The sequence below is a fragment of the Betaproteobacteria bacterium genome (assembly GCA_016720855.1).
Taxonomy (GTDB): Bacteria; Pseudomonadota; Gammaproteobacteria; order Burkholderiales; family Usitatibacteraceae; genus FEB-7.
The window spans coordinates 917,253-938,188 of the sequence record JADKJU010000001.1 but is presented as its reverse complement, the minus strand read 5'-3'; the positions used below and the strand labels follow the sequence as shown (position 1 = coordinate 938,188).

Here is a 20,936-nt window from a genome sequence, read left to right as displayed (position 1 = left end):
CGCCATGACCAAGTCACAGCTCATCGAATTGCTGAGCGCGCGGCACAGTCAACTGGCGCCCAAGGACGCGGAACTCGCGGTGAAGACCATGCTCGACGCGATGGCGCACACCCTCGCTTCGGGCAATCGCATCGAGATCCGCGGATTCGGCAGTTTCGGCCTCAATTTTCGCCCCCCGAGGGTGGGACGCAACCCCAAGACGGGCGAGAAGGTGCAGGTGCCGCGCAAGTACGTGCCGCACTTCAAGGCCGGCAAGGAGCTGAGGGAGCGGGTCGATGCCCATGAATGATCGGCCCCGGCCGGCCTGAAACCATCGAGCGGCAGGGTAAAATGATCCCTGCCGCTTTTTTTTCGCCCTGACCGTTTCCCCACCGACCGCTCGTTCCCCGACCCTTTCACTTTCTGACGGCTCGCTCCACGACCACGGATATGCAAGCGCTCGCCTGGATCTTCCGCATTGCGATCGTGTTGGTGCTGGTCTGGTTTGCGGTGAGAAACAGCCAGGTCGTCACCTTGCACGGGCTCCCCGAGCACTCGTGGCAGGCGCCGCTCGTCTTCGTGGTGCTGGTGGCTTTCGTGGCCGGCGTGGTGATCGGCCTGCTCGCCTGGCTTCCGACGGTGGTGCGCCAGCGCCGCGAAATGGGACGGCTTCGCAAGTCGTTGTCGCCGCCGGCTCCGGCCATGCCGGTCCCCGCGCCGCTCGAGCCTCCCGCGGATTCCCATGGACTTTGAGTTCTGGTGGCTGCTCGCCCTGCCGGTGTTCTTCGGCATGGGCTGGATCGCGGCCCGCGTGGACCTCAAGAGCCTGCTGTCGGAGTCGCGGCAGATGCCTTCCTCGTACTTCCGCGGACTCAACTTCCTGCTGAACGAGCAGCCCGACAAGGCCATCGAGTCGTTCCTGCAGGTGGCCAAGGAAAATCCGCAGACGGTGGAACTGCAGTTCGCCCTGGGCAGTCTCTTCCGGCGCCGCGGCGAAGTCGATCGTGCCATCCGCATGCACCAGGACCTGGTCGCCCGGGAGGATCTTCCCCAGGAGGAGCGGCGCAAGGCCTCCTTCGAGCTTGCCGAGGACTACTTCAAGGCTGGGCTACTCGACCATGCGGAATCGGTCCTGGTGAAAATGGCCGAATCGCAACCGTCTCCCGAGATCCATCGCCACCTTCTGGATATCTACATCCAGGAGAAGGACTGGGAGAAGGCCATCGGCGCGGCCCGCAAGATCGAGGCGAGCGCCAAGCGCAACTACCAGCGCGAGATCGCCAACTACCACTGCGAGCTCGCGATCACGGAGCAGATCCACGGCCGGCAGGAGGCGGCGCACGCGCTGCTGGACCGCGCGCTCGAGGCCAACCGCAAGTGCGTCCGCGCGAACCTGCTGCGCGGCGAATGGCTGGCGCGCGAAGGCCGCCACGAGGAGGCGATAGCGGCCTGGAAGGCGATCGAGGCGCAGGATGCGGCGTACCTGGGCCTCGCGGCCGACGGGTTGGTGGAAAGCTACAAGGCGCTTGGTCGCCCGGTCGAGGGGCTCACCCTGGTGCGTGGGCTGCAGAACCGGTACCCGGGACTGGATCTCCTGAACGTCGTGTACCAGGCCAGCGCCGAACACGAAGGCGACGAGGCTGCGTGGCGGCTGGTGCGCGAGGAGGTCCGTCGCAACCCCACGCTCGTGGGGCTGGATCGCCTGATCGACGCGGAACTGCTTCGCGCTCCCCCGGAGCGCCGGCAGGACCTGCAACTGATGAAGTCCCTCGTGCACTCGCATGCTCAGGCGCTCTCCGTGTACCTGTGTTCGCAGTGCGGATTCAAGGCCCGACAGTTCTTCTGGCAGTGCCCCGCCTGCGGGGGCTGGGAATCGTTCGCGCCGCGGCGCACGGCGGAGCTGGAAACGGCGGGACGCCACCTCTCGAGGATCCAGATTGGACAGTAGGCGGGTCATCGTCGCGCTCGATTACCCGGATGGCGCCTCGGCGCTTTCGATGGCCGCGCGCCTCGACCCGGCGTCGTGCCGCGTCAAGGTCGGCAAGGAGCTCTTCGTGGCCGCCGGCCCTGCCATCGTCGGGCAACTGCAGGCGCGCGGATTCGAGGTCTTTCTCGACCTCAAGTTCCACGACATTCCCAACACCGTGGCGGGCGCGTGCCGGGCCGCGGCAAGCCTGGGCGTCTGGATGGTGAACGTTCACGCGAGCGGAGGCGCGGCCATGATGCGCGCGGCACGCGAGGCGATTGCTTCGTTCCCGAAGCCGCCGCTCCTCATCGGAGTTACGGTCCTCACGAGCCTGTCTGACGCGGAGCTCGCCGGAATCGGCTTTGCGGGAAGCGCGGCCGAAAATGTCCAGCGCCTGGCACGCCTGGCGGCTGCGAGCGGGCTGGACGGCGTCGTCTGCTCGGCGCACGAGGCGGGCATGCTTCGCCAGGCGATCGGCGATCATTTCGTGACGGTCACGCCCGGAATCCGCCTTCCCGGCGAGGCCAAGGGGGACCAGTCCCGCGTGGTGACGCCGGCGGATGCGGTGCGCGAAGGCGCCCATTACCTCGTCATCGGGCGTCCCGTCACGCAATCGGCCGATCCGGCGGCGGCCCTCCAGGCCATCGAGCGCTCCATCGCGAGCGGGAAGGACACGCCATGAAGGTCAGCATCGTCGGCACCGGCTACGTCGGACTCGTGACGGGCGCATGCCTGGCTGACGTCGGCAACCACGTGCTCTGCCTCGACGTGGACGAGCGCAAGATCGGCATGCTGCGTCGCGGTGAAATTCCCATCTACGAGCCCGGACTGATCGAGGTCGTGCAGGCAAACGTCGCCGCCGGCCGACTTTCCTTCACGACCGATCCGGTGCAGAGCGCACGGTTCGGGCGCGTCCAGATGATCGCGGTAGGCACTCCCCCGGGCGAGGACGGCTCGGCGGACCTGCAGTACGTCCTGGCCGCGGCGCGGTCCGTCGCCACGCACATGGACGGGCCGCGCGTGATCGTGGACAAGTCGACGGTCCCGGTGGGCACCGCGGACAAGGTCCGGGCCGAGGTGGCGAAGACGCTCGCGACCCGTGGCGCCGCGCTCGCGTTCTCGGTGGTTTCGAATCCGGAGTTCCTGAAGGAGGGCGCGGCCGTCGAGGATTTCATGCGTCCCGACCGCATCGTCATCGGCGCCGACGATCCGGGCGCCATCGAGGCGATGCGCGAGCTCTACGCCCCGTTCCAGCGAAACCACGAGCGGCTGCAGGTGATGGACATCCGTTCCGCGGAGCTCACCAAGTACGCAGCCAACGCGATGCTCGCCACGCGGATCTCCTTCATGAACGAGCTTGCGCTGCTGGCCGAACGCCTCGGCGCCGACATCGAGCATGTGCGCAAGGGCATCGGCTCCGATCCGCGCATCGGATACCACTTCCTGTACCCCGGCGCAGGCTTCGGCGGGTCCTGCTTTCCGAAGGACGTCACCGCGCTCCTGCGCACAGCGCAGGAGAACGGCATCGATCTCAAGGTCGTACGCGCCGTCGAGGAAGCCAACGATCGCCAGAAGGGCGTGCTGGTGCAGAAGATCGCCCGGCGCTTCGGCGAGGATCTCGCCGGCCGCCGCATCGCGCTCTGGGGACTCGCCTTCAAGCCGAACACGGACGACATGCGCGAAGCGCCGAGCCGCGTGGTCATCGACGGGCTCCTCGCCCGCGGGGCCACGGTGACGGCCTTCGATCCCGTGGCCATGCCCGAGGCGCGGCACCTCTATGCGGGCGAGCCGCGAGTGCGGTTCGCCGCGGATGCGCTCGATGCCGCGGTGGGCGCAGATGCGCTCGCGATCATCACCGAGTGGAAGGCGTTCCGGAGTCCCGACTTCGACGAGCTCAAGCGCCGTCTCGCCTCTCCCGTCATTTTCGACGGGCGCAACCTCTACGAGCCTGCGATGGTTCGCGCGCAGGGTTTCGAGTATTTCCCGATCGGGCGGCCATGAAACACGCCGGCCTTCCGGATTTCGCTGGCTGCCGCGTGCTGGTGGTGGGCGACGTGATGCTCGATCGCTACTGGTTCGGCGACGTGGAGCGGATATCACCCGAGGCGCCGGTCCCCGTCGTCCTGGTGAGTAAGGTCGAGGAACGCCCGGGCGGCGCGGCCAACGTCGCCCGCAACATCAATGCCCTCGGAGGGCAGGCGACGCTCCTGTCCGTGATCGGCGAGGATGAAGCCGGCCTCGCGCTCGAAAGGCTCCTGCACGAGGGAAACGTGCGCGCCAGTCTGCATCGCGATGCCGGGCTCTCCACGACGGTCAAGCTGCGTGTCATCGGGCAGCAGCAGCAACTGCTACGCGTGGACTTCGAGCGCGCGCCAGGCCACGAGGTGCTGGCCGCGAAGCTGGACGAGTTCGAGCGACTCGTGGACGAGGCCGACGCCATCGTCCTGTCGGACTACGGCAAGGGCGGCCTCGCCCATGTGACGCGGATGATCGAGGTGGCGCGCGCGCATCGCAAGCCCGTCCTGGTGGATCCGAAGGGGGCGGAGTACGACCGCTATCGGGGCGCCACGCTGCTCACGCCGAATCGAAGCGAGTTCCGCGAGGTGGCGGGGCGCTGGACCGACGAGGCGGACCTCGCCCGCCGGGCGCAGAAACTGCGCACCGACCTTGACGTGGGCGCGCTCATCGTGACGCGGAGCGAGGACGGCATGTCGCTGTTCACGGCGACCGAGACTCGGCACGAGCCGACCCTGGCGCAGGAGGTCTTCGACGTGAGCGGCGCAGGGGACACCGTGATCGCGGCGCTCTCGCTCATGGTCGCTGCCGGAGCGGATCTTCCGGCGGCGATGCGCGTGGCCAACCACGCCGCCGGCATCGTGGTCGGCAAGCTCGGCACGGCCGTCGTTCACCGCGAGGAGCTCCTCGAGAGCCTCGCCAGCACACCCGGATGAATACCGGCGGAGGTAAATCGTGAAATTGATCGTCACCGGAGCTGCCGGCTTTATCGGCTCCAATATCGTGAAGGCTCTCAACGCGCGCGGCGTGACCGAAATCGTCGCCGTGGACAACCTCACGCGTGCCGAGAAGATGCCCAACCTCGCCGACTGCGAAATATCGGGCTACTTCGACAAGCTCGATTTCATCGAACGCATCCGCGCCGACGAATTCGATGCCGACTTTTCCGCCGTCCTGCACCTGGGCGCCTGCTCCGACACCATGGAGGCGGATGGCCGGTACATGATGGAGAACAACTACCGGTACTCCCTGGACCTGCTCGACTGGTGCCAGCGGTTCGACATCCCGTACATCTACGCGTCCTCCGCCTCGGTGTATGGCGCCGGGCGAATCTTCCGGGAGTCGCGCGAGCACGAGGGGCCGCTGAACGTCTATGGTTATTCGAAGTTCCTCTTCGACCAGGTGGTGCGTCGCAGGCTTGCCGGGCGCACCGCCCAGGTGGCGGGCTTCCGCTATTTCAACGTGTACGGGCCGCGTGAGTCCCACAAGGGGCGCATGGCCTCGGTTGCGTTCCACTTCTTCAACCAGTACCTGAAGGACGGGCGTGTGCGGCTCTTCGAGGCAAGCGCAGGCTACGGACCGGGCGAGCAGATTCGCGATTTCGTCAGCGTCGAGGATGTGGTGAAGGTGAACCTGTTCTTCCTCGACCACCCGGAGATTTCCGGCATCTTCAACGTTGGCACGGGCAAGGCGCAGAGCTTCAACGACGTGGCCTGCGCGACGGTAAACGCAGTTCGCCGATCGCGCGGCGAGGCTTCGCTGTCTCTCGCGCAGCTTCGCGAGGCGGGGGCTCTCGAGTACATCGCCTTCCCGCCCCAGCTGATCGGCAAGTACCAGAGCTTCACGCAAGCCGACGTATCCGCGATCCGGGCGGCTGGCTATGCCGACTCGTTCCTCTCGGTCGAGGAGGGCGTCGGACGTTACGTGGCCTCGCGGCTGGAAAGGGAGATTACGCGGTGAGGCGCCTGTGCCTGGCTCTCGCCGGCGTCGCGATTGCGGCTTCGATCGGCGGGTGCGCGACGGCAGGTGCAGGTGGCGAGGCGCTCGATACAAGCGCCGCGCGCGTCCCCCGGGACGCCACGCCCGGCCTGCTGCGAAATGCGGATTTCGAGGCGGCCCCGGATCCGTGGCGCCCATGCCCGGCCTCGTGGTGGTGCACGATGCACAACGACACCACGGCGTTTGCCTTTTCCCTGGCATCCGATCCCGGCTCGCAGGGCCGCTATCTCAAGGTCACCCGCATCAAGAAGGAGCCCTGGGCGATGGCGACTCAATCCGTGCCCGGCGCGGGCCTTGTGGGCAAGCGCCTGCGGGTGTCGGTGGCCGTGAACGCGGAGGGATTGGATGGGAGTGCGGGGGTGGTCATCATCCTCCACGGGCCGGGCGGCGGTGTGCTCGACGACCGGAGGAGTCTGCTGACGCGCGCGCCGGGCTGGCGCCGGGCCGGCGTCGACATCGACGTGCCCGCCGGGACGGAATTGGTGGAAGTCGCCCTCATCCTGGAAGGCGGGGGCGAGGTCTGCTTCGACGATGTGGAGGTTGCGGTCCTGCCGCCGTCCGGCCCCTAGCGGCTTCGAGAAATATCCAGTATAATCAAAAGCTTCTACTGTTTGGCCCGGTTTCGTGAAGAGGCCACCGGAGAAACGCGGTGCGTGTCGTTCGCTCGACGAGCGGCATGCGAAAGCGGGTCAATTCAAGTTTCGAATTCAGGGGATGGCAATGAAAAAAATCATCGGGCTCTTCTTGGCCCTGTTTGCTTACGTGGGAATCGCGTTCGCAGCCGTGAACATCAATACCGCGACGAAGGAAGAGCTCGAGAGCCTCAACGGCATCGGCCCGGTGAAGGCCCAGGCCATCATCGACTATCGCAAGAAGAACGGCGCGTTCAAGTCGCTCGATGACGTGAAGAAGGTCGATGGGGTGGGCGACGCCACGTTCGAGAAGATTCGCAAGGACGTCTCGCTCTCCGGGGCCACGAAGATCGATGCGCCCGCCAAGGCCGACGCGAAGAAGGAAGAGCCGAAGAAAGCCGACGTGAAGAAGGAAGCGCCGAAGAAGGCCGACGCGAAGAAGGAAGAACCGAAGAAAGCCGACGCGAAGAAGGAAGATCCGAAGAAAGCCGACGCGAAGAAGGAAACGCCGAAGAAGGAAAAGGCGCCTGCCGCGGATGCCAAGAAGGATGACACGAAGGAAGTGAAGGTCGACAAGAAGGCTGACGACAAGAAAGCCGCTGCCGACAAGAAGGAAGCCGCCGACAAGAAAGCCGCCGACAAGAAGGCTGCTGCCGACAAGAAGGCCGCCGACAAGAAGGCTGCCGACGACAAGAAAGTCGCCGACAAGAAGGCTGCTGACGAAAAGAAAGCCGCCGAGAAGAAGTAACGCCCGGCAAGACCTGCAATCGGAAGGCCCCGCTTCGTGCGGGGCCTTTTCGTTTCGGGCGCGCGATGGCGCCGCCGCTATACTTCCGGCTTGTCCCCTCCGAAGGACTCCGTGATGTTTGCCTCGCTCGAGCAGTACGTCGGCAACACTCCCCTCGTCCGTCTGCAGCGCATCCCCGGACGGACCTCGAACGTGATCCTGGCCAAGCTCGAGGGGAACAATCCCGCCGGCTCGGTGAAGGACAGGCCGGCGCTGTCGATGGTCCTTGGCGCGGAGCGGCGCGGCGAGATCAAGCCCGGGGACACGCTCATCGAGGCCACCAGTGGCAACACCGGCATTGCGCTGGCGATGGCGGCGGCGATGCGGGGCTACCGGATGATCCTCGTGATGCCCGAGCACCTTTCCATCGAGCGCCGCCAGACGATGGCTGCCTTCGGGGCGAAGTTCGTGCTGACGGCGGAGAAGGGGGGCATGGAACTCGCCCGTGACACCGCCGGGCGAATGCGCGACGCGGGGGAGGGCGTGATCCTCGACCAGTTCGCGAACCCGGACAACCCCATGGCCCACTACACGGGAACGGGACCGGAGATCTGGCGCGACACCGCGGGAACGGTGACGCACTTCGTGGCGACGATGGGCACCACCGGGACGCTCATGGGTTGCTCGCGGTTCCTCAAGGAGAAGAACCCCGCGATCGAGGTCATTGGCGTGCATCCGGCCCCGGGGTCGAACGTCCCGGGCATCCGCAAATGGCCCGAGGAATACCAGCCCCGGATCTACGACAAGGCCCGGGTGGACCGGATCATCGAGGTTTCCCAGCCGGAGAGCGAGGAGATGACGCGGCGGCTGGCGGCCGAGGAGGGCATCTTTGCCGGCATCTCGTCGGGCGGCGGGCTGGCGGCGGCGCTCAGGGTGAGCAGCGAGGCGAAGGACGCCGTCATCGTCCACATCGTCTGCGATCGCGGTGACCGATACCTTTCGACGGGCGTGTTTCCCGCCTGAGCGCTATCCCACGCGCACGAGGCGCTTGCCGAAGTTTTCCCCCTTCAGCAGCTCGATCAACGCGCCGGGTGCCGATTCGAGGCCCTCGGTGATCGTCTCGCGGTACTTGATGTTCCCGGCGGCAACGTGTCCGGCCAGCTCGCGGATCGCCTGCGGCCACAGGTCCATGCGGTCGCTCACGATGAAGCCCTGCAGCCGCACGCGGTTCACCAGCAGCGAAAAGACGTTGCGGATCGGGATGTCCTGGCCGTTGTAGCCCGAGATGAGACCGCAGAGCGGGATGCGCGCGTTGGGGTTCACGCGCTTCAGGACGGCGTCGAGGATCTCTCCGCCCACGTTGTCGAAGTACACGTCCACGCCAGAGGGGGCGGCGGCCTTGAGCGCGGCGTCCACGGCGCCGGCCTTGTAGTCCACACACGCGTCGAAGCCCAGTTCCTGCACCACGTAGTCGCATTTCGCGGCTCCTCCCGCGATTCCCACGACACGGCAGCCCGCGATCCGGGCAAGCTGGCCGGCAACGCTGCCCACGGCGCCGCTTGCCGACGAAACCACGACCGTCTCGCCAGTCCTCGGGGTGCCGATCTGGCCGAGCCCGATCCAGGCGGTGACGCCCGGCATGCCCGCAGCGCCCAGCCAGACGGTCTCCGGAAGCCTGGGGTCGGGCACTTTCATGAGCCCTTGGCCGTTCGAGATCGCATACCGCTGCCAGCCCTGGATGCCCAGGACCAGGTCTCCCGCCGCGAACTTCGGATTGCGCGACGAGACCACCTCGCCAACCGTGCCGCCGACCATGACATCGCCCAGTTCCACCCGGGCTGCGTAGGACTTGCCCTCGTTCATGCGGCCGCGCATGTAGGGATCGAGCGACAGCCACTTCACGCGAATGAGCAGCTCGCCTTCGCCCGGCGCGGGCACAGGCGCCTCCTCGAGGCGGAAGTGGGATGCTTCCACCCACCCCGCGGGGCGGGCCGCCAGGACGATGCGCAGGTTCCTCTCGCTCAATTTTTCCTCCGGAAATGGCGCGGGATGCGGGAAAATGCCGGATTACGCCAACCGGCAAGATATCACTCCATGGCCCCCATCCTCGTGTTCGACATCGAAACCATTCCCGACGTGGCGGGGTTTCGCCGCCTGTGGGACCTGTCCGCGGACACCACCGACGACGCCGTCGTGGAACTTGCTTCCCAGCGCCGCCGCCAATCGACGGGAAGCGACTTCCTTCCCTGCCACCTGCACCGCGTGGTGGCGATCTCGTGCGCGCTGCGGGAGCGCGATGGCGTGCGCGTATGGTCCCTGGGCGCCGCCAAGGACGGCGAGGCCGAGCTGGTGAAGCGGTTCTTCGACGGCATCGACAAGTACACGCCCCAGCTCGTCTCGTGGAACGGCGGCGGCTTTGACCTGCCCGTGCTTCATTACCGCGCGCTCTTCCACGGCGTCGCGGCGCCCCGCTACTGGGATCTGGGGGAAGACGACCGCGACTTCAAGTGGAACAACTACATCTCGCGCTTCCATGCCCGCCATATCGATCTCATGGACCTCCTGGCGGGCTACCAGAACCGCGCCTTCGCGCCGCTGGACGACATTGCGCAGCTTTGCGGGCTGCCAGGCAAGCTCGGCATGGACGGGTCGAAGGTCTGGCAGGCGTGGCGCGAGGGGAAGATCGACGCCATTCGCGACTACTGCGAGACGGACGTCGCGAACACCTATCTCCTGTACCAGCGCTTCCAGCGCATGCGCGGGGTGCTGTCGCCGGATGCCTACGACCGGGAGATCACGCTGTTCCGCGCATTCCTCGGCGAACAGAAGGCCGCGCATTGGCGCGAATTCGCCGACGCCTGGATCTAGGAATCGGGGACGTGTTCACGAACACGTCCCCCCCACGTTTCGGAACGGCGACCGCTCTTCCAGTTCATCGACGTAGGCCGCTATTCCCGCGCCTTCGCGGGCCAGGTAGTCGTCGATCGCCCGGGCGAACGCCGGGTGGGCCAGCCAATGAAAGGAACACGTCCTTTCGGGCAGGAAGCCGCGCGCATGCTTGTGCTCGCCCTGCGCCCCGCCCTCGATGAGGCCGATCCCGCGCTCGATGGCGAAGTCGATCGCCTGGTAGTAGCACGCCTCGAAGTGCAGGCCCGGCACGAACTCGACGGCGCCCCAGTAGCGTCCGTAAAGGACGCAGGGCGAGAAGAGATCGAGCGCAGCCGCGATCGGCCTGCCGTCGCGCTCGGCGATCACGAGCAGGACGTTGTCGGGCATGCGCTGCGAGATCATCCCGAAGAACTCTCGGGTGAGGTACGGCGTCGAGCGATGCTCGCGGTAGGTTCGCTCGTAGCAGGTCGAGAAGAAATCCCAGTCCGCCTCGCTCGCCTCCCGTCCCGTCGCCCGTCGAATCACGACGCCGGCCTCCGCGACCTTGCGCCGCTCCTGGCGGATCTTCTTGCGCTTGTCGTGCGAGAGGGCGGCCAGGAAGTCATCGAAGTTGCCGTAGCCCGCGTTTCGCCAATGGAATTGCACGCCGGCACGCTCGAGGAAGCCGGCATCTCGCAGGATCGAGGCGTCCGCGTCGGCCGGAAAGAGGACGTGCAGGGACGACACGCCCATCCGCCGGGCGAGGTCGAACAGGGCCGAGGCAAGTTCGCCGCGCACGGCGTCCGAGGCGGCCAGCAGCCGCGGGCCGGTCGCGGGGGTGAAAGGGACGGCTGCCAGGAGCTTCGGGTAGTACGCGAGCCCGTGGCGCTGGTAGGCATCGGCCCAGGCCCAGTCGAACACGTATTCACCGTACGAGTGCGATTTCGCGTAGAGCGGCACGGCGCCCGCCAGGACGTTGTCCTTCCACAGGGTGAGGAACTGCGGCGACCAGCCCGTGCCGGGAGAAGCGCAACCCGTGCGGTGCAGGCTGTCGAGGAAGGCATGCGACAGCGTCGGGTTGCCACCGTGGAGGCGGTCCCAGGCATCGGCCGGGAGGGCGTCGAGCGAATCGACGAGTCGGATGGTCTCGGGCAAGGGGCGGGGGACATATAATGGGAACGCTCGATTCTATCCGTCCCCCCGTCCGCCGCCCCAGCCCGCATTGCGCGAAGCACTTCACCCGATGAAAATCGCCGTCGCCCAGATCAACACCACCGTGGGCGACTTCACCGGCAATGCGCAGCGTATCCGTGCCGCCATCGACCAGGCGCGCGCCGCCGGCGCGGAACTCGTGGTCACCCCGGAGATGGCGCTTTCCGGCTATCCACCCGAGGATCTGCTTTTCCGGAACGATTTCTGCGACCAGTGCCAGGAGGCGCTCTTCGCGTTGGCCGCCTACGCTCCCGGGATTGCCGTGGTCATCGGCCACCCCCACCGCGAGGGGCGCACCCGCTACAACGCGGCATCGGTCCTGCGCGGCGGCGGCATCGAGGCGATCTACTTCAAGCAGCACCTGCCCAACTACAACGTCTTCGACGAGAAGCGCTACTTTGCCACCGGCGACCGCGCCTGCGTCTTCGAAGTCGCCGGGCGACGCATCGCGCTAACGATCTGCGAGGACCTGTGGTTTCCGAAATCCGCGGTCCAGGCGAAGGCGGCGGGCGCCGAACTCCTGCTTTCGATCAACGCCTCGCCCTATCACCGCAACAAGCTTGCCGAGCGCTACCAGGTGATGGGCGAGCGCGTGAAGGAAACGGGGCTGCCGCTCCTGTACGTGCATTGGGTGGGCGGCCAGGACGAGCTCGTCTTCGATGGCGCCTCCTTCGCGTTTCACGCCAATGGCTCGCTCGGCTACCAGGGCGAGACGTTCCGCGAATCCGTGGACATCGTGGACTTCGAAGGCGATCGCGTTTGCGGCCCCATCGCGCCGCCCCTCACCGAGGAGGAGACGATCTACCGCGCGCTCCTCACCGGCGTGCGCGACTACGTGGAGAAGAACCGCTTTTCCGGGGTCCTGATCGGGCTTTCCGGTGGCGTGGACTCGGCGCTGGTGGCCGCCATCTGCGCCGACGCGCTGGGACCGGACCGGGTTCACGCGGTGATGATGCCCTCGGACTACACCGCCTCGATCAGCATCGAGGACGCGCGCGAGATGTCCCGCCTCATGGGCCTGCAGTACTCCGAGATCGCGATCCGGCCCGTGGTCGATGCCTTCGTCACGCAGCTGGCCCCCGCCTTCGCCGGCCGGCCGGCGGACACCACGGAGGAAAACCTCCAGGCGCGCACCCGGGGCACGCTGCTCATGGCCCTGTCGAACAAGTTCGGCTGGCTCGTGGTGAGCACCGGCAACAAGAGCGAAATGGCCACGGGCTACGCGACGCTCTATGGGGACATGGCCGGCGGCTACGCCCTCATCAAGGACGTCGTGAAAACGCTCGTGTACCGGCTTTGCAACTGGCGCAACACGCAGGGGCGGGTCATTCCGCAACGGGTCATCGACCGCGCGCCCTCGGCCGAGCTGCGGCCGGACCAGACCGACCAGGACAGTCTTCCGCCCTACGAGCTGCTCGACGCCGTCGTGGAGCGCTACATGGAGCGCGACATGGAACCGGAGGCCATCGCGGGCATGGGCTACGACGTCGAGGCCGTGCGCCGCGTGGTCCACCTCATTCGCGTGAACGAGTACAAGCGCCGCCAGGCGCCGCCGGGCGTGCGCATCACGCCGCGCGGCTTTGGCAAGGACTGGCGCTATCCGATAACATCGGGTTTCCGACCGAGGGCCTGACTGCCATGAAGAAGATCGAAGCTGTCATCAAGCCGTTCAAGCTGGACGAGGTACGCGAGGCGCTCTCCGAGCTGGGGGTATCGGGACTCACGGTCACCGAGGTGAAGGGTTTCGGGCGCCAGAAGGGCCACACGGAACTCTACCGCGGTGCCGAGTACGTGGTGGATTTCCTGCCCAAGGTGAAGGTGGAGGTCGTCGTGGGCGATGCGATGGTGGACAAGGCCATCGACGCGATCGTGAAGGCGGCGCGCACCGGCAAGATCGGCGACGGCAAGATCTTTGTCTGCGACGTGCCGCAGGTCGTGCGCATCCGCACCGGCGAAACGGGAGAGGAAGCGGTCTAGGCCCCGGGGGGCTTTCCTGCTATTCTCACCCGCAAATCAGGGGGAAACCGCATGCTTCTTGCCGCGTTCTACGTTTTTGCCATCACTGCGATCATCCTGCATTACACCGGGCACCTGAAGCGGTGGAACTGCGAGTGGGTGCTGATCGTCCTTGCGATCGCGGTGTTCCCGGCCGTCCTCTTCCTCTGACCGCGGATCGCTCGCGCGCCCGGGGAATCAGCGCACGTCCCTGATTCTGTCCAGCGGATCCTGCCGGTAGAACTTCCGTAGCTGCTCGTACACCGACGGATACAAGGGCTCGAGCCATTCCGGCGTCTCGAAAAACGCTTCCGACACCACCGCGAAGAACTCCCCCGGGTTTTCCGAAGCGTACGGGTCGATCGGCAGCGATTCGAGCGCCCGCCCGTCGTCAACTTCCGCCAGGCGATCCGCCTCGTCCACGCGCCGGCAGAAGTCCGCGTAGGCCTTGCTGAAAGCCTCGCGCCAGGCGGCAAGCGGCATCCCCGCGTGCAATGGCGGACAGCCGTTGGGTTCCCCGCTCAGCATGTCGAGCTTGTGCGCGAACTCGTGGATCACGACGTTGTAGCCCGCCACGCGAGCATCCTCGTCGCTCGCCATCGCGACGTCCTCGTACGACAGGATCACCGGCCCGCCCAGCCACGCCTCGCCCGCCATCGGGGCATTGACGAGGTGCACGACACCCGCCTCATCGACGATTTCGCGCTCCGGCGCGAACTGCCCCGGGTACACGATGACCTCGCTCCAGCCGTCGTACCACTCCAGGCCCAGCTCCAGGACGAGGATGCAGGCCTGCGCCGCCACCTGCACGTGCATGAAGGGCGTGATCTCCAGGTCGTGGGTGCCCGAGAAGTGCTTGCTCGCGAGGAACCGTCCCGCCAGGGCGCGCAGCCGCTCGTCGTCCCCGGCAGGCAACCCCCGCATGAAGAGATAGGGCGCGGTGGCGCTTTCCCAGAGCCCCTCGTCGATGGGCTTCGCTTCCTCGTCGCGATGGCCGAACCAGCCGAACATGGCTCAGGGCGCGGACCCGAGGCGCTTCAACGACCCGGAGCCCGCAATCTTCCTGGTGACCGCGGGATCGCCATGGTAGCGGACGTCACCGCTGCCCATGATCGTGGCATCCAGCGACTCTCGCGCCCAGAACGTGGCGTCGCCGGAGCCGGCGATGGAAACGCTGACGCGCCTGCATTCGAGGCGGCCGGCGCCGATGTCGCCGGAGCCGGCGATCGTGGCGCTCAGCTCTCCGGCGCGTCCGGCCGCCTGGAAGTCGCCGCTTCCGGCGATGGAGAGCCGCAGGGTATCGACGTCGAGGCGGGCGATCTTCACGTCCCCGGAGCCGGCGATTGCCACCTCGAGCGAGCGTGCCTTGAGCGCTTCGGAGACGACGTCCGCGCTGCCGGAAACCGCCAGTGAGTCGAACGCCGGGCCGGTGACGAGGATGCGGATCGTGGACTTGCCGGATATGTCGAGCGGGCGCTTGAAGCGGATCTTCAGGGAGCCGCGCTCGACCGCCGTCTCGATCTCGGGCATGAGGTTGTCGTCGGCATCGAGGGTCACGGATTCCGATGGACCCTGGCGGAGGACGACGGTGCCGGGAACCGAGACGCCGATCCCTGTATAGCCTTTCGCGGGGCGCGACTCCGTGACGACCTTGCCGGACGCCGTGATCGAGGTCGACCCGAAGAGGGCGAGGGCGGCCGGGGCAGCGCCCAGGGTGAGGGCGGCCAGGGTGACAGGCAGGGCGAGGCGGATGGTCATGGCGGGACTCCGGGAAAAGGGCGGGTTCCCATTGGATGCGCCGCGCCGCTCAACCGGATTCGGCAATGCCGAGGTCGCAGCGGATGGCCATCGCGACTTCCAGCGCGCGTTCGAGGCTCGCTTCGCAGACGGTGACATGGCCCATCTTTCGGCCCGGCCGCGCCTCGCGCTTGCCATAGAGGTGCAGGTGCGCGCCGGCATGGCGCAGCACCGCGTCCCATCGCGGCTCGCCCGGGACCCAGATGTCGCCCAGGAGGTTCACCATCACCGCAGGCGTATGCAGGGACGGGTCGCCCAGCGGCAGGCCGCAAAGAACACGTACCTGCTGCTCGAATTGCGAGGTGCGGCAGGCGTCGATCGTGTAGTGCCCGCTGTTGTGCGGGCGCGGAGCGATTTCGTTCACGACGAGCCGGCCGCCCACCACGAACATCTCGACCGCAAGGACGCCCACGTAGTCGAGGGCATCCGCGAGGCGGGAGGCGATGGCGGTGGCCTCGGCGGCCAGCGCACCGGGGATGCGCGCGGGCGCGATGGTGACGTCCAGGATCCCTCGCGCATGGCGGTTTTCCGCCACGGGGAAGACCTCGATCTGCCCGTCGGCCGCGCGCGCGAGGATGACCGAGATCTCCCGCTCGAGCGCCAGGCGCTCCTCGAGGACGCAGGGCACGCACTTCCACTCGGCGAATACGCGCTCGAGGTCCGCCGGTGAGGCGATCGTTGCCTGCCCCTTGCCGTCGTAGCCGAAGCGCGCGGTCTTGAGAATGGCGGGCAGTTTCACGCAGGCGAGCGCGGCGTCGAATTCGGCGGGGCTGCGAACATCGGCATAGGGGCCGACCGGAAGGCCATGGGTGGCGATGAACGCCTTCTCCCGGCTGCGGTCCTGGGCTACCGAAACGGCATTCCCGCTGGGGCGCACGAGTGTTCTCTCGGCGAGCGCATGCAGCGCGTCGGCGGGAGCGTTCTCGAATTCCGTGGTCACCGCCGCGCAGGTTCGCGACAGCTCGGCGAGCGAAGCCGGGTCCGTGTAGGCGGCATTGAGGTGTCCGGTGGCGAATTCCGCGGCGGGCGAAAGAGGATCGGGGTCGAGGACCGTGACGCGGTAGCCGAGCGTGCGCGCCGCCACCGTGAACATGCGGCCCAGTTGCCCGCCGCCCAGCAGGCCGAGGGTGGCCCCGGGGGCGATCACAGCACGTCGGGCAGTTGCATGGCCGCGACCATCTCGCGCAATTCCTCGCGATAGGCCGCAAGCTTCGTCGCGAGCGCCGTGTCGGTGGCCGCGAGCAGGCTCACGGCGAAGAGGCCGGCATTGGCGGCGCCCGCCTCCCCGATGGCGAAGGTGGCCACGGGAATGCCCTTGGGCATCTGCACGATGGAATACAGGGAATCCTGTCCCGCGAGGTGCTTCGACGGGACGGGAACCCCCAGCACGGGGAGCGTGGTCTTCGAGGCGATCATGCCCGGCAGGTGGGCGGCGCCTCCGGCGCCGGCCACGATGCAGTGAAGTCCCCGGCCGCGCGCGCTTTCCGCGTAGTCGAACATCGCATCCGGCGTGCGGTGCGCGGATACCACCTTCGTTTCGAAGGGGACGCCGAAATCCTTGAGCACCTTGGCCGCGTGCTGCATCACGTCCCAGTCGCTCTGGGAGCCCATCACGACGCCGACGACGGGGTTTTCCATGGTCATGGTGCCCTCACGAGGAAAGCGCGCGCGCGTCGTCGATCGACCCGCGGTAGGAATCGAAGATGCGGGCAAGCGCCGTGGCCATGTCCACCTTCGGCGCCCAGCCCAGTTCCTTCATGGTGTCCTCGATTTTCGGCACGCGGTTCTGCACGTCCTGGTAGCCCTTGCCGTAGTAGTCGGCGGAGGTCACCTCGACGATCCTCACCTTCGCGGCGCTGTCCCGGTACTCGGGATAGGACTTCGCGAGCTCGAGCATCATCGTCGCCAGTTCCCGCACCGAGTAGTTGTTCGCGGGGTTGCCGATGTTGTAGATGCGCCCCGAGGCGACGCCGCCCGGGTTCTCGATGATCTTCATGAGGGCGCCGATGCCGTCGTCGATGAACGTGAAGGCGCGCTTTTGCGCTCCCCCGTCGACGAGCTTGATCGGTTCGCCGCGAACGATGTGCCCGAAGAACTGCGTGATCACGCGCGAGGACCCTTCCTTCGCGGTATGGATCGAGTCGAGGCCCGCGCCGATCCAGTTGAACGGGCGGAAGAGCGTGAAGTCGAGCTGCCCCATGGAGCCGTAGGCCCAGATCACGCGGTCCATGAGCTGCTTGGAGCAGGAGTAGATCCAGCGCTGCTTGTCGATGGGCCCGAGGACGAGCTCGGAGGCGTAGGGGTCGAACTGCTCGTCGCGGCACATCCCGTAGACCTCGGAAGTCGAGGGAAAGAGGATGCGCTTGCCGTACTTCACGCACGAACGGACGATCGGCAGGTTCGCCTCGAAGTCCAGCTCGAAGACCTTGAGCGGCTCGCGCACATAGGTGGCCGGCGTCGCGATGGCCACCAGCGGCAGGATCACGTCGCACTTGCGGATGTGGTACTCGATCCACTCGCGGTTGATCGTGATGTCGCCTTCGAAGAAATGGAATCGCGGATGGGACAGCAGGTCCGCGACCCGGTCCGAGCCCATGTCCATGCCGTAAACGTCCCAGTCGGTGTCGGCGAGGATTTTCTGGGAGAGGTGATGGCCGATGAAGCCGTTCACGCCGAGGATGCAGATTCGCTGGGTCATGGTGTCGAGTTTCGCGGTGGGCGGCGGAGCGCGGGGCGTCTCAGCCGGACACGAATTGTCCCATGCCGTCACCACCGGGAGCAAAGCGGGCGGCCAGTGCCGGGCCGGCCAGCACGGCCTCTTCTCCGATCTCGACTTCCCGCAACTCGAGCCAGCGCCCGTCGCCGCAGCAGGCCCACGCCCGGCCGTCCGCCAGGGCGATCGCTCCGGGCGCGCCGGCGGCGAGGATCGGGGGATCGGACCACCACGTGCGAAGCACGCGGGCGCGACGCCCGCCGATCCCGGTGAATGCGCCCGGGTAGGGCGGTGCGACGGCACGCACGAGGTTGTGGATCTCGCGGGCGCTCTTCGTCCAGTCGATGCGGCCGTCCTCGGGCTTGCGGCCGCCGAAGTAGCTGCCCTCCCGCAGGGATTGGGGGCGGAGGATCGCCGTTGCGTCGAGCAGCGCCGGGAGCGCGCGTTCGAGGACGCGTCCGGCGGCCAGCGTCACCCGCCCGAACACCTCGGCAGCCGTGTCGTTGTCGCCGATGGGCACGGCCTCCTGCCCGACGATGCGGCCGGCATCGGGCTTTGCCACCATTTCGTGGAACGTGGCGCCCGTCTCGCGCTCGCCGTGGAGGACCGCCCAGTTCACCGGGACGCGGCCCCGGTACTTCGGCAGCAGCGAGCCGTGCATGTTGAAGGCGCCGCGCCGCGCGATCGCCAGCACCGCGGGGGATAGCATCTGGCGGTAGTAGAACGAGAAGAGGAAGTCCGGAGCGATCGCGCCGAGTCGTTCGACGAACGCCGGCTCGTTCGGGTCGTCGGGTGTCGCGACGTCGAGCCCGTTCGCGCGCGCAAGGCGCTCGACGCTTTCGAACCAGATGTTCTCGCCTGGATTGTCGCGATGCGTGACCACGAGCGCCATGCGAACGCCCGCCGAGAGGAGCACGGAAAGGCAACGGCAGCCCACGTCGTGGTAGGCGAAGACGACTGCCGTGGCGCTCACGCTTCCGGCTTCTCCAGGATGGCCTGGACCAGGTATCGCGGCCGCTCCCGGACCTGCTGGTAGATGCGGCCCACGTATTCGCCGATGAGCCCCAGCCCGAAGAGGAGCACCCCGATCAGGATGAAGGCGAGGATGTCGCGATCCCAGATCACCCACAGGCCGTCGCCCTCGCCGGAGAGGATGCGCTTCACGATCACCACGAAGTAACTGGCGAGCGCCACGATCGAGACGCCGATGCCGAAAAGCGAGAAGAGCTGCAGCGGCACCACCGAAAATCCGGTGACGAGGTCGAAGTTGAGGCGGATGAGCTTGTAGAGGGAGTATTTCGACTCGCCGGCGGCGCGCTCCTCGTGCGCCACCTCCACCTCGGCCGGGTCGCGGGCAAAGGAGTACGCGAGCGCCGGGATATAGGTGCTCACCTCGCGCGAGGAGCGGATCGCGTCCACGATCGCCCGGTCGTAGGCACGCAGCATGCAGCCCTGGTCGGTCATCCGGATGCGAGTCAGGCGCTCGCGCAGGCCGTTCATCGCCTTCGAGGCCCAGCGCCGCCACGCCGCGTCCTGGCGCATGAGGCGGATGGATCCCACGTAGTCGTGCCCCTCGTCCATCTTCGCGAGCAGCTTCGCGATTTCCTCGGGAGGATTCTGCAGGTCCGCGTCCAGGGTGACCACGCGCTCGCCGCGGCAGTACTCGAAGCCGGCCATGATCGCCATGTGCTGGCCATAGTTGCCGTTGAAGAGGACGACGCGCGTCACGTCGGGGCGCTTCTGGAACTGCTCGCGCAGCAAGGCCGGCGACTTGTCGCGGCTGCCGTCGTTCACGAACACGATCTCGTAGGTGCAGGGCAGCGCGTCGAGGGCGCGGTAGAGCCGCTCGAACAGGGCGGGGAGGACCGCCTCCTCGTTGTAGACGGGGATGACGACGGAGAGGGTCGGGTCGGGCATGGCCTTCATTCGGGGCGCGAGCGCAGCACGCGGCGAAACGCCTCGCACACCCGCTCCACGTCGTTCGTCGTCATTTCCGGGAAGAGGGGCAGGGTGACCGTCTCGCGGCCGATCCGCTCCGACACCGGGAACTGCCCCTCGCGCCACCCCTTCGTGCGGTAGTACGTCGTCAGGTGGATCGCCTCGTAGGACAGGCCGGTGCCGATGCCTTCCCGCTGCAGGCCGTCCATGAGCTGCTCGCGCGTGATCGCGATCTGCGCGAGCGGAAGGAGGACGGTGAACATGTTCCAGCTGTGCCCGGGGTTGGCCCGGGGCGGCAATCGATCGGGGGGGAGGAGTTCGTCGCCTTCCAGGCAGCCGAAGTAGTGCATCGCGAGGCGCTCGCGGGCGCGGCACCACTCGTCCAGTCGCGCGAGCTGCATGAGGCCCAGCCCCGCCGAGACGTCGGACAGGTTGTACTTGCCGCCCGCCACCTCGACGTCGCGCGTTCCGTCGGGCAGCCGCGAGATCCCGTGGAAGCGCAGTCGTTCCACCGCCGCCGCCTCGGCCGCGTCGTTGACCACGAGGGCGCCGCCCTCGATGGTGGTCATGTTCTTGTTGGGATGGAAGCTGAAGGAGACGAGGTCGCCCGTCGTGCCAACGGATCCCGTGCCGGTGCGCGAACCGATCGCGAGAGCCGCATCCTCGAGGATGCGCACGCCATGCCTGGCGCGGAAGGCGGCAAGCGCCCGCGGTTCCAGCGGCGCGTTGTAGTGCACGGGCAGCAATGCCTTGGTGCGCGCGCCAACCGCGGCGGCGGCCGCACCCAGGTCGATGTTGCGCGTGGCCAGATCGACGTCCACGAACACTGTCCGCGCGCCCACCCGCTCGATCACGTTGGCTGAGGAGAAGAAGCTCTGCGCCGGCGTCACCACCTCGTCCCCGGGACCGATGCCCAGCAGTTCGAGCGCCACTTCCATGGCGCCGGTGGCGGAAGTGAACGAGCGCACCGGCCGGCCGCCCACGTAGTCCGACAGCGCCGTCTCGAAGGCCTGCACCCGCGGCCCGCTGGCGATCCAGCGGCTGCGCAGGGTGTCGCCCACCGCGGCGATCATGGCCTCGTCGATCGTGGGACGG

General features: G+C 67.2%; 24 protein-coding genes. 14 read left to right on the top strand and 10 right to left on the bottom strand.

Annotated features, from left to right (window positions below; all coding sequences use genetic code 11):
• Positions 1-4 precede the first annotated feature (4 nt).
• The 10 genes from IPP91_04175 to cysM all read left to right on the top strand — a co-directional run bounded on the left by IPP91_04175 (position 5) and on the right by cysM (position 8,341).
• Positions 5-289 (top strand): integration host factor subunit beta, encoded by a 285-nt coding sequence (locus tag IPP91_04175; GenBank protein ID MBL0141266.1) that lies wholly within the window; start codon positions 5-7, stop codon positions 287-289.
• 140 nt (positions 290-429) lie between these two features.
• Entirely contained in the window at positions 430-732 is a 303-nt protein-coding gene (locus IPP91_04170; protein ID MBL0141265.1) for a DUF1049 domain-containing protein, read from the top strand.
• Positions 722-1,927, top strand: a complete 1,206-nt coding sequence (gene lapB / locus IPP91_04165; GenBank protein MBL0141264.1) for a lipopolysaccharide assembly protein LapB — start codon at positions 722-724, stop codon at positions 1,925-1,927. Before IPP91_04170 ends, lapB begins: the two co-directional genes overlap by 11 nt.
• A complete protein-coding gene (gene pyrF, locus IPP91_04160; protein ID MBL0141263.1) occupies positions 1,917-2,627 on the top strand; it encodes an orotidine-5'-phosphate decarboxylase in 711 nt (236 codons plus the stop codon). Before lapB ends, pyrF begins: the two co-directional genes overlap by 11 nt.
• Complete coding sequence (locus IPP91_04155) at positions 2,624-3,946, top strand: UDP-glucose/GDP-mannose dehydrogenase family protein (GenBank protein MBL0141262.1); 1,323 nt, start codon at positions 2,624-2,626, stop codon at positions 3,944-3,946. Before pyrF ends, IPP91_04155 begins: the two co-directional genes overlap by 4 nt.
• Positions 3,943-4,896, top strand: coding sequence for a D-glycero-beta-D-manno-heptose-7-phosphate kinase (rfaE1, locus tag IPP91_04150; GenBank protein ID MBL0141261.1), 954 nt, complete (start codon positions 3,943-3,945; stop codon positions 4,894-4,896). Before IPP91_04155 ends, rfaE1 begins: the two co-directional genes overlap by 4 nt.
• A gap of 19 nt (positions 4,897-4,915) precedes the next feature.
• Positions 4,916-5,920, top strand: a complete 1,005-nt coding sequence (rfaD, locus tag IPP91_04145; GenBank protein MBL0141260.1) for an ADP-glyceromanno-heptose 6-epimerase — start codon at positions 4,916-4,918, stop codon at positions 5,918-5,920.
• Positions 5,917-6,528 (top strand): hypothetical protein, encoded by a 612-nt coding sequence (locus IPP91_04140; protein ID MBL0141259.1) that lies wholly within the window; start codon positions 5,917-5,919, stop codon positions 6,526-6,528. Before rfaD ends, IPP91_04140 begins: the two co-directional genes overlap by 4 nt.
• A 151-nt stretch (positions 6,529-6,679) precedes the next feature.
• The gene (locus IPP91_04135) at positions 6,680-7,339 is read left to right on the top strand and encodes a helix-hairpin-helix domain-containing protein (GenBank protein MBL0141258.1); all 660 of its coding nucleotides are present in this window, start codon (positions 6,680-6,682) and stop codon (positions 7,337-7,339) included.
• Positions 7,340-7,450: 111 nt separating this feature from the next.
• Positions 7,451-8,341 (top strand): cysteine synthase CysM, encoded by an 891-nt coding sequence (gene cysM / locus IPP91_04130; GenBank protein MBL0141257.1) that lies wholly within the window; start codon positions 7,451-7,453, stop codon positions 8,339-8,341.
• A 3-nt stretch (positions 8,342-8,344) separates the two neighbouring features.
• On the opposite strand, the gene IPP91_04125 is transcribed toward cysM, so the two are convergent.
• Positions 8,345-9,343, bottom strand: a complete 999-nt coding sequence (locus IPP91_04125) for an NADP-dependent oxidoreductase (protein ID MBL0141256.1) — start codon at positions 9,341-9,343, stop codon at positions 8,345-8,347.
• Positions 9,344-9,412: 69 nt separating this feature from the next.
• Here IPP91_04125 and IPP91_04120 point away from each other — a divergent pair, with 69 nt between their 5' ends.
• Positions 9,413-10,186, top strand: a complete 774-nt coding sequence (locus IPP91_04120) for a 3'-5' exonuclease (protein MBL0141255.1) — start codon at positions 9,413-9,415, stop codon at positions 10,184-10,186.
• 15 nt (positions 10,187-10,201) lie between these two features.
• Here IPP91_04120 and IPP91_04115 read toward each other — a convergent pair whose 3' ends face one another.
• Positions 10,202-11,341: an N-acetyltransferase gene (locus tag IPP91_04115; GenBank protein MBL0141254.1), complete on the bottom strand. Its 1,140-nt coding sequence runs from the start codon at positions 11,339-11,341 to the stop codon at positions 10,202-10,204.
• 88 nt (positions 11,342-11,429) lie between these two features.
• On the opposite strand from IPP91_04115, the gene IPP91_04110 reads away from it, so the two are divergent.
• Genes IPP91_04110 through IPP91_04100 form a run of 3 tightly spaced genes read left to right on the top strand, consistent with a single transcriptional unit; the run spans position 11,430 to position 13,564 of the window.
• A complete protein-coding gene (locus IPP91_04110) occupies positions 11,430-13,031 on the top strand; it encodes an NAD+ synthase (protein ID MBL0141253.1) in 1,602 nt (533 codons plus the stop codon).
• A gap of 5 nt (positions 13,032-13,036) precedes the next feature.
• Positions 13,037-13,375, top strand: a complete 339-nt coding sequence (locus tag IPP91_04105; GenBank protein MBL0141252.1) for a P-II family nitrogen regulator — start codon at positions 13,037-13,039, stop codon at positions 13,373-13,375.
• Between the two features lie 51 nt (positions 13,376-13,426).
• Complete coding sequence (locus tag IPP91_04100; protein MBL0141251.1) at positions 13,427-13,564, top strand: hypothetical protein; 138 nt, start codon at positions 13,427-13,429, stop codon at positions 13,562-13,564.
• Positions 13,565-13,591: 27 nt separating this feature from the next.
• Here the strand turns inward: IPP91_04100 and IPP91_04095 are convergent, their stop codons facing one another.
• Genes IPP91_04095 through IPP91_04060 form a run of 8 tightly spaced genes read right to left on the bottom strand, consistent with a single transcriptional unit; the run spans position 13,592 to position 20,914 of the window.
• A complete protein-coding gene (locus tag IPP91_04095) occupies positions 13,592-14,404 on the bottom strand; it encodes a zinc-dependent peptidase (GenBank protein ID MBL0141250.1) in 813 nt (270 codons plus the stop codon).
• 3 nt (positions 14,405-14,407) lie between these two features.
• Positions 14,408-15,151, bottom strand: a complete 744-nt coding sequence (locus tag IPP91_04090) for a DUF2807 domain-containing protein (GenBank protein MBL0141249.1) — start codon at positions 15,149-15,151, stop codon at positions 14,408-14,410.
• Positions 15,152-15,200: 49 nt separating this feature from the next.
• On the bottom strand, positions 15,201-16,337 hold the full coding sequence (locus IPP91_04085) for a 5-(carboxyamino)imidazole ribonucleotide synthase (GenBank protein MBL0141248.1): 1,137 nt from the start codon (positions 16,335-16,337) through the stop codon (positions 15,201-15,203).
• Positions 16,334-16,834 carry a 5-(carboxyamino)imidazole ribonucleotide mutase gene (gene purE / locus IPP91_04080; protein ID MBL0141247.1) on the bottom strand — a complete coding sequence of 167 codons (501 nt, stop codon included), beginning with the start codon at positions 16,832-16,834 and terminating at the stop codon, positions 16,334-16,336. Before purE ends, IPP91_04085 begins: the two co-directional genes overlap by 4 nt.
• 7 nt (positions 16,835-16,841) lie before the next feature.
• Positions 16,842-17,888, bottom strand: a complete 1,047-nt coding sequence (locus IPP91_04075) for a bifunctional UDP-4-keto-pentose/UDP-xylose synthase (GenBank protein MBL0141246.1) — start codon at positions 17,886-17,888, stop codon at positions 16,842-16,844.
• A 40-nt stretch (positions 17,889-17,928) separates the two neighbouring features.
• Positions 17,929-18,876 carry a formyltransferase gene (locus IPP91_04070; GenBank protein ID MBL0141245.1) on the bottom strand — a complete coding sequence of 316 codons (948 nt, stop codon included), beginning with the start codon at positions 18,874-18,876 and terminating at the stop codon, positions 17,929-17,931.
• The gene (locus IPP91_04065; protein MBL0141244.1) at positions 18,873-19,820 is read right to left on the bottom strand and encodes a glycosyltransferase; all 948 of its coding nucleotides are present in this window, start codon (positions 19,818-19,820) and stop codon (positions 18,873-18,875) included. Before IPP91_04065 ends, IPP91_04070 begins: the two co-directional genes overlap by 4 nt.
• 5 nt (positions 19,821-19,825) lie before the next feature.
• Positions 19,826-20,914, bottom strand: a complete 1,089-nt coding sequence (locus tag IPP91_04060) for a DegT/DnrJ/EryC1/StrS aminotransferase family protein (GenBank protein MBL0141243.1) — start codon at positions 20,912-20,914, stop codon at positions 19,826-19,828.
• Positions 20,915-20,936: the final 22 nt, after the last annotated feature.

Bases quoted from the DNA above. Each gene is read 5' to 3' on its own strand.
- rfaE1 (MBL0141261.1), top strand. From the start codon at position 3,943: ATGAAACACGCCGGCCTTCCGGATTTCGCTGGCTGCCGCGTGCTGGTG.
- IPP91_04075 (MBL0141246.1), bottom strand. From the start codon at position 17,888: ATGACCCAGCGAATCTGCATCCTCGGCGTGAACGGCTTCATCGGCCAT.
- IPP91_04135 (MBL0141258.1), top strand. From the start codon at position 6,680: ATGAAAAAAATCATCGGGCTCTTCTTGGCCCTGTTTGCTTACGTGGGA.
- lapB (MBL0141264.1), top strand. From the start codon at position 722: ATGGACTTTGAGTTCTGGTGGCTGCTCGCCCTGCCGGTGTTCTTCGGC.
- IPP91_04060 (MBL0141243.1), bottom strand. From the start codon at position 20,914: ATGATCGCCGCGGTGGGCGACACCCTGCGCAGCCGCTGGATCGCCAGC.
- IPP91_04105 (MBL0141252.1), top strand. From the start codon at position 13,037: ATGAAGAAGATCGAAGCTGTCATCAAGCCGTTCAAGCTGGACGAGGTA.
- IPP91_04120 (MBL0141255.1), top strand. From the start codon at position 9,413: ATGGCCCCCATCCTCGTGTTCGACATCGAAACCATTCCCGACGTGGCG.
- IPP91_04110 (MBL0141253.1), top strand. From the start codon at position 11,430: ATGAAAATCGCCGTCGCCCAGATCAACACCACCGTGGGCGACTTCACC.
- IPP91_04100 (MBL0141251.1), top strand. From the start codon at position 13,427: ATGCTTCTTGCCGCGTTCTACGTTTTTGCCATCACTGCGATCATCCTG.
- IPP91_04065 (MBL0141244.1), bottom strand. From the start codon at position 19,820: ATGCCCGACCCGACCCTCTCCGTCGTCATCCCCGTCTACAACGAGGAG.
- purE (MBL0141247.1), bottom strand. From the start codon at position 16,834: ATGACCATGGAAAACCCCGTCGTCGGCGTCGTGATGGGCTCCCAGAGC.
- IPP91_04170 (MBL0141265.1), top strand. From the start codon at position 430: ATGCAAGCGCTCGCCTGGATCTTCCGCATTGCGATCGTGTTGGTGCTG.
- IPP91_04090 (MBL0141249.1), bottom strand. From the start codon at position 15,151: ATGACCATCCGCCTCGCCCTGCCTGTCACCCTGGCCGCCCTCACCCTG.
- IPP91_04155 (MBL0141262.1), top strand. From the start codon at position 2,624: ATGAAGGTCAGCATCGTCGGCACCGGCTACGTCGGACTCGTGACGGGC.
- IPP91_04175 (MBL0141266.1), top strand. From the start codon at position 5: ATGACCAAGTCACAGCTCATCGAATTGCTGAGCGCGCGGCACAGTCAA.
- IPP91_04095 (MBL0141250.1), bottom strand. From the start codon at position 14,404: ATGTTCGGCTGGTTCGGCCATCGCGACGAGGAAGCGAAGCCCATCGAC.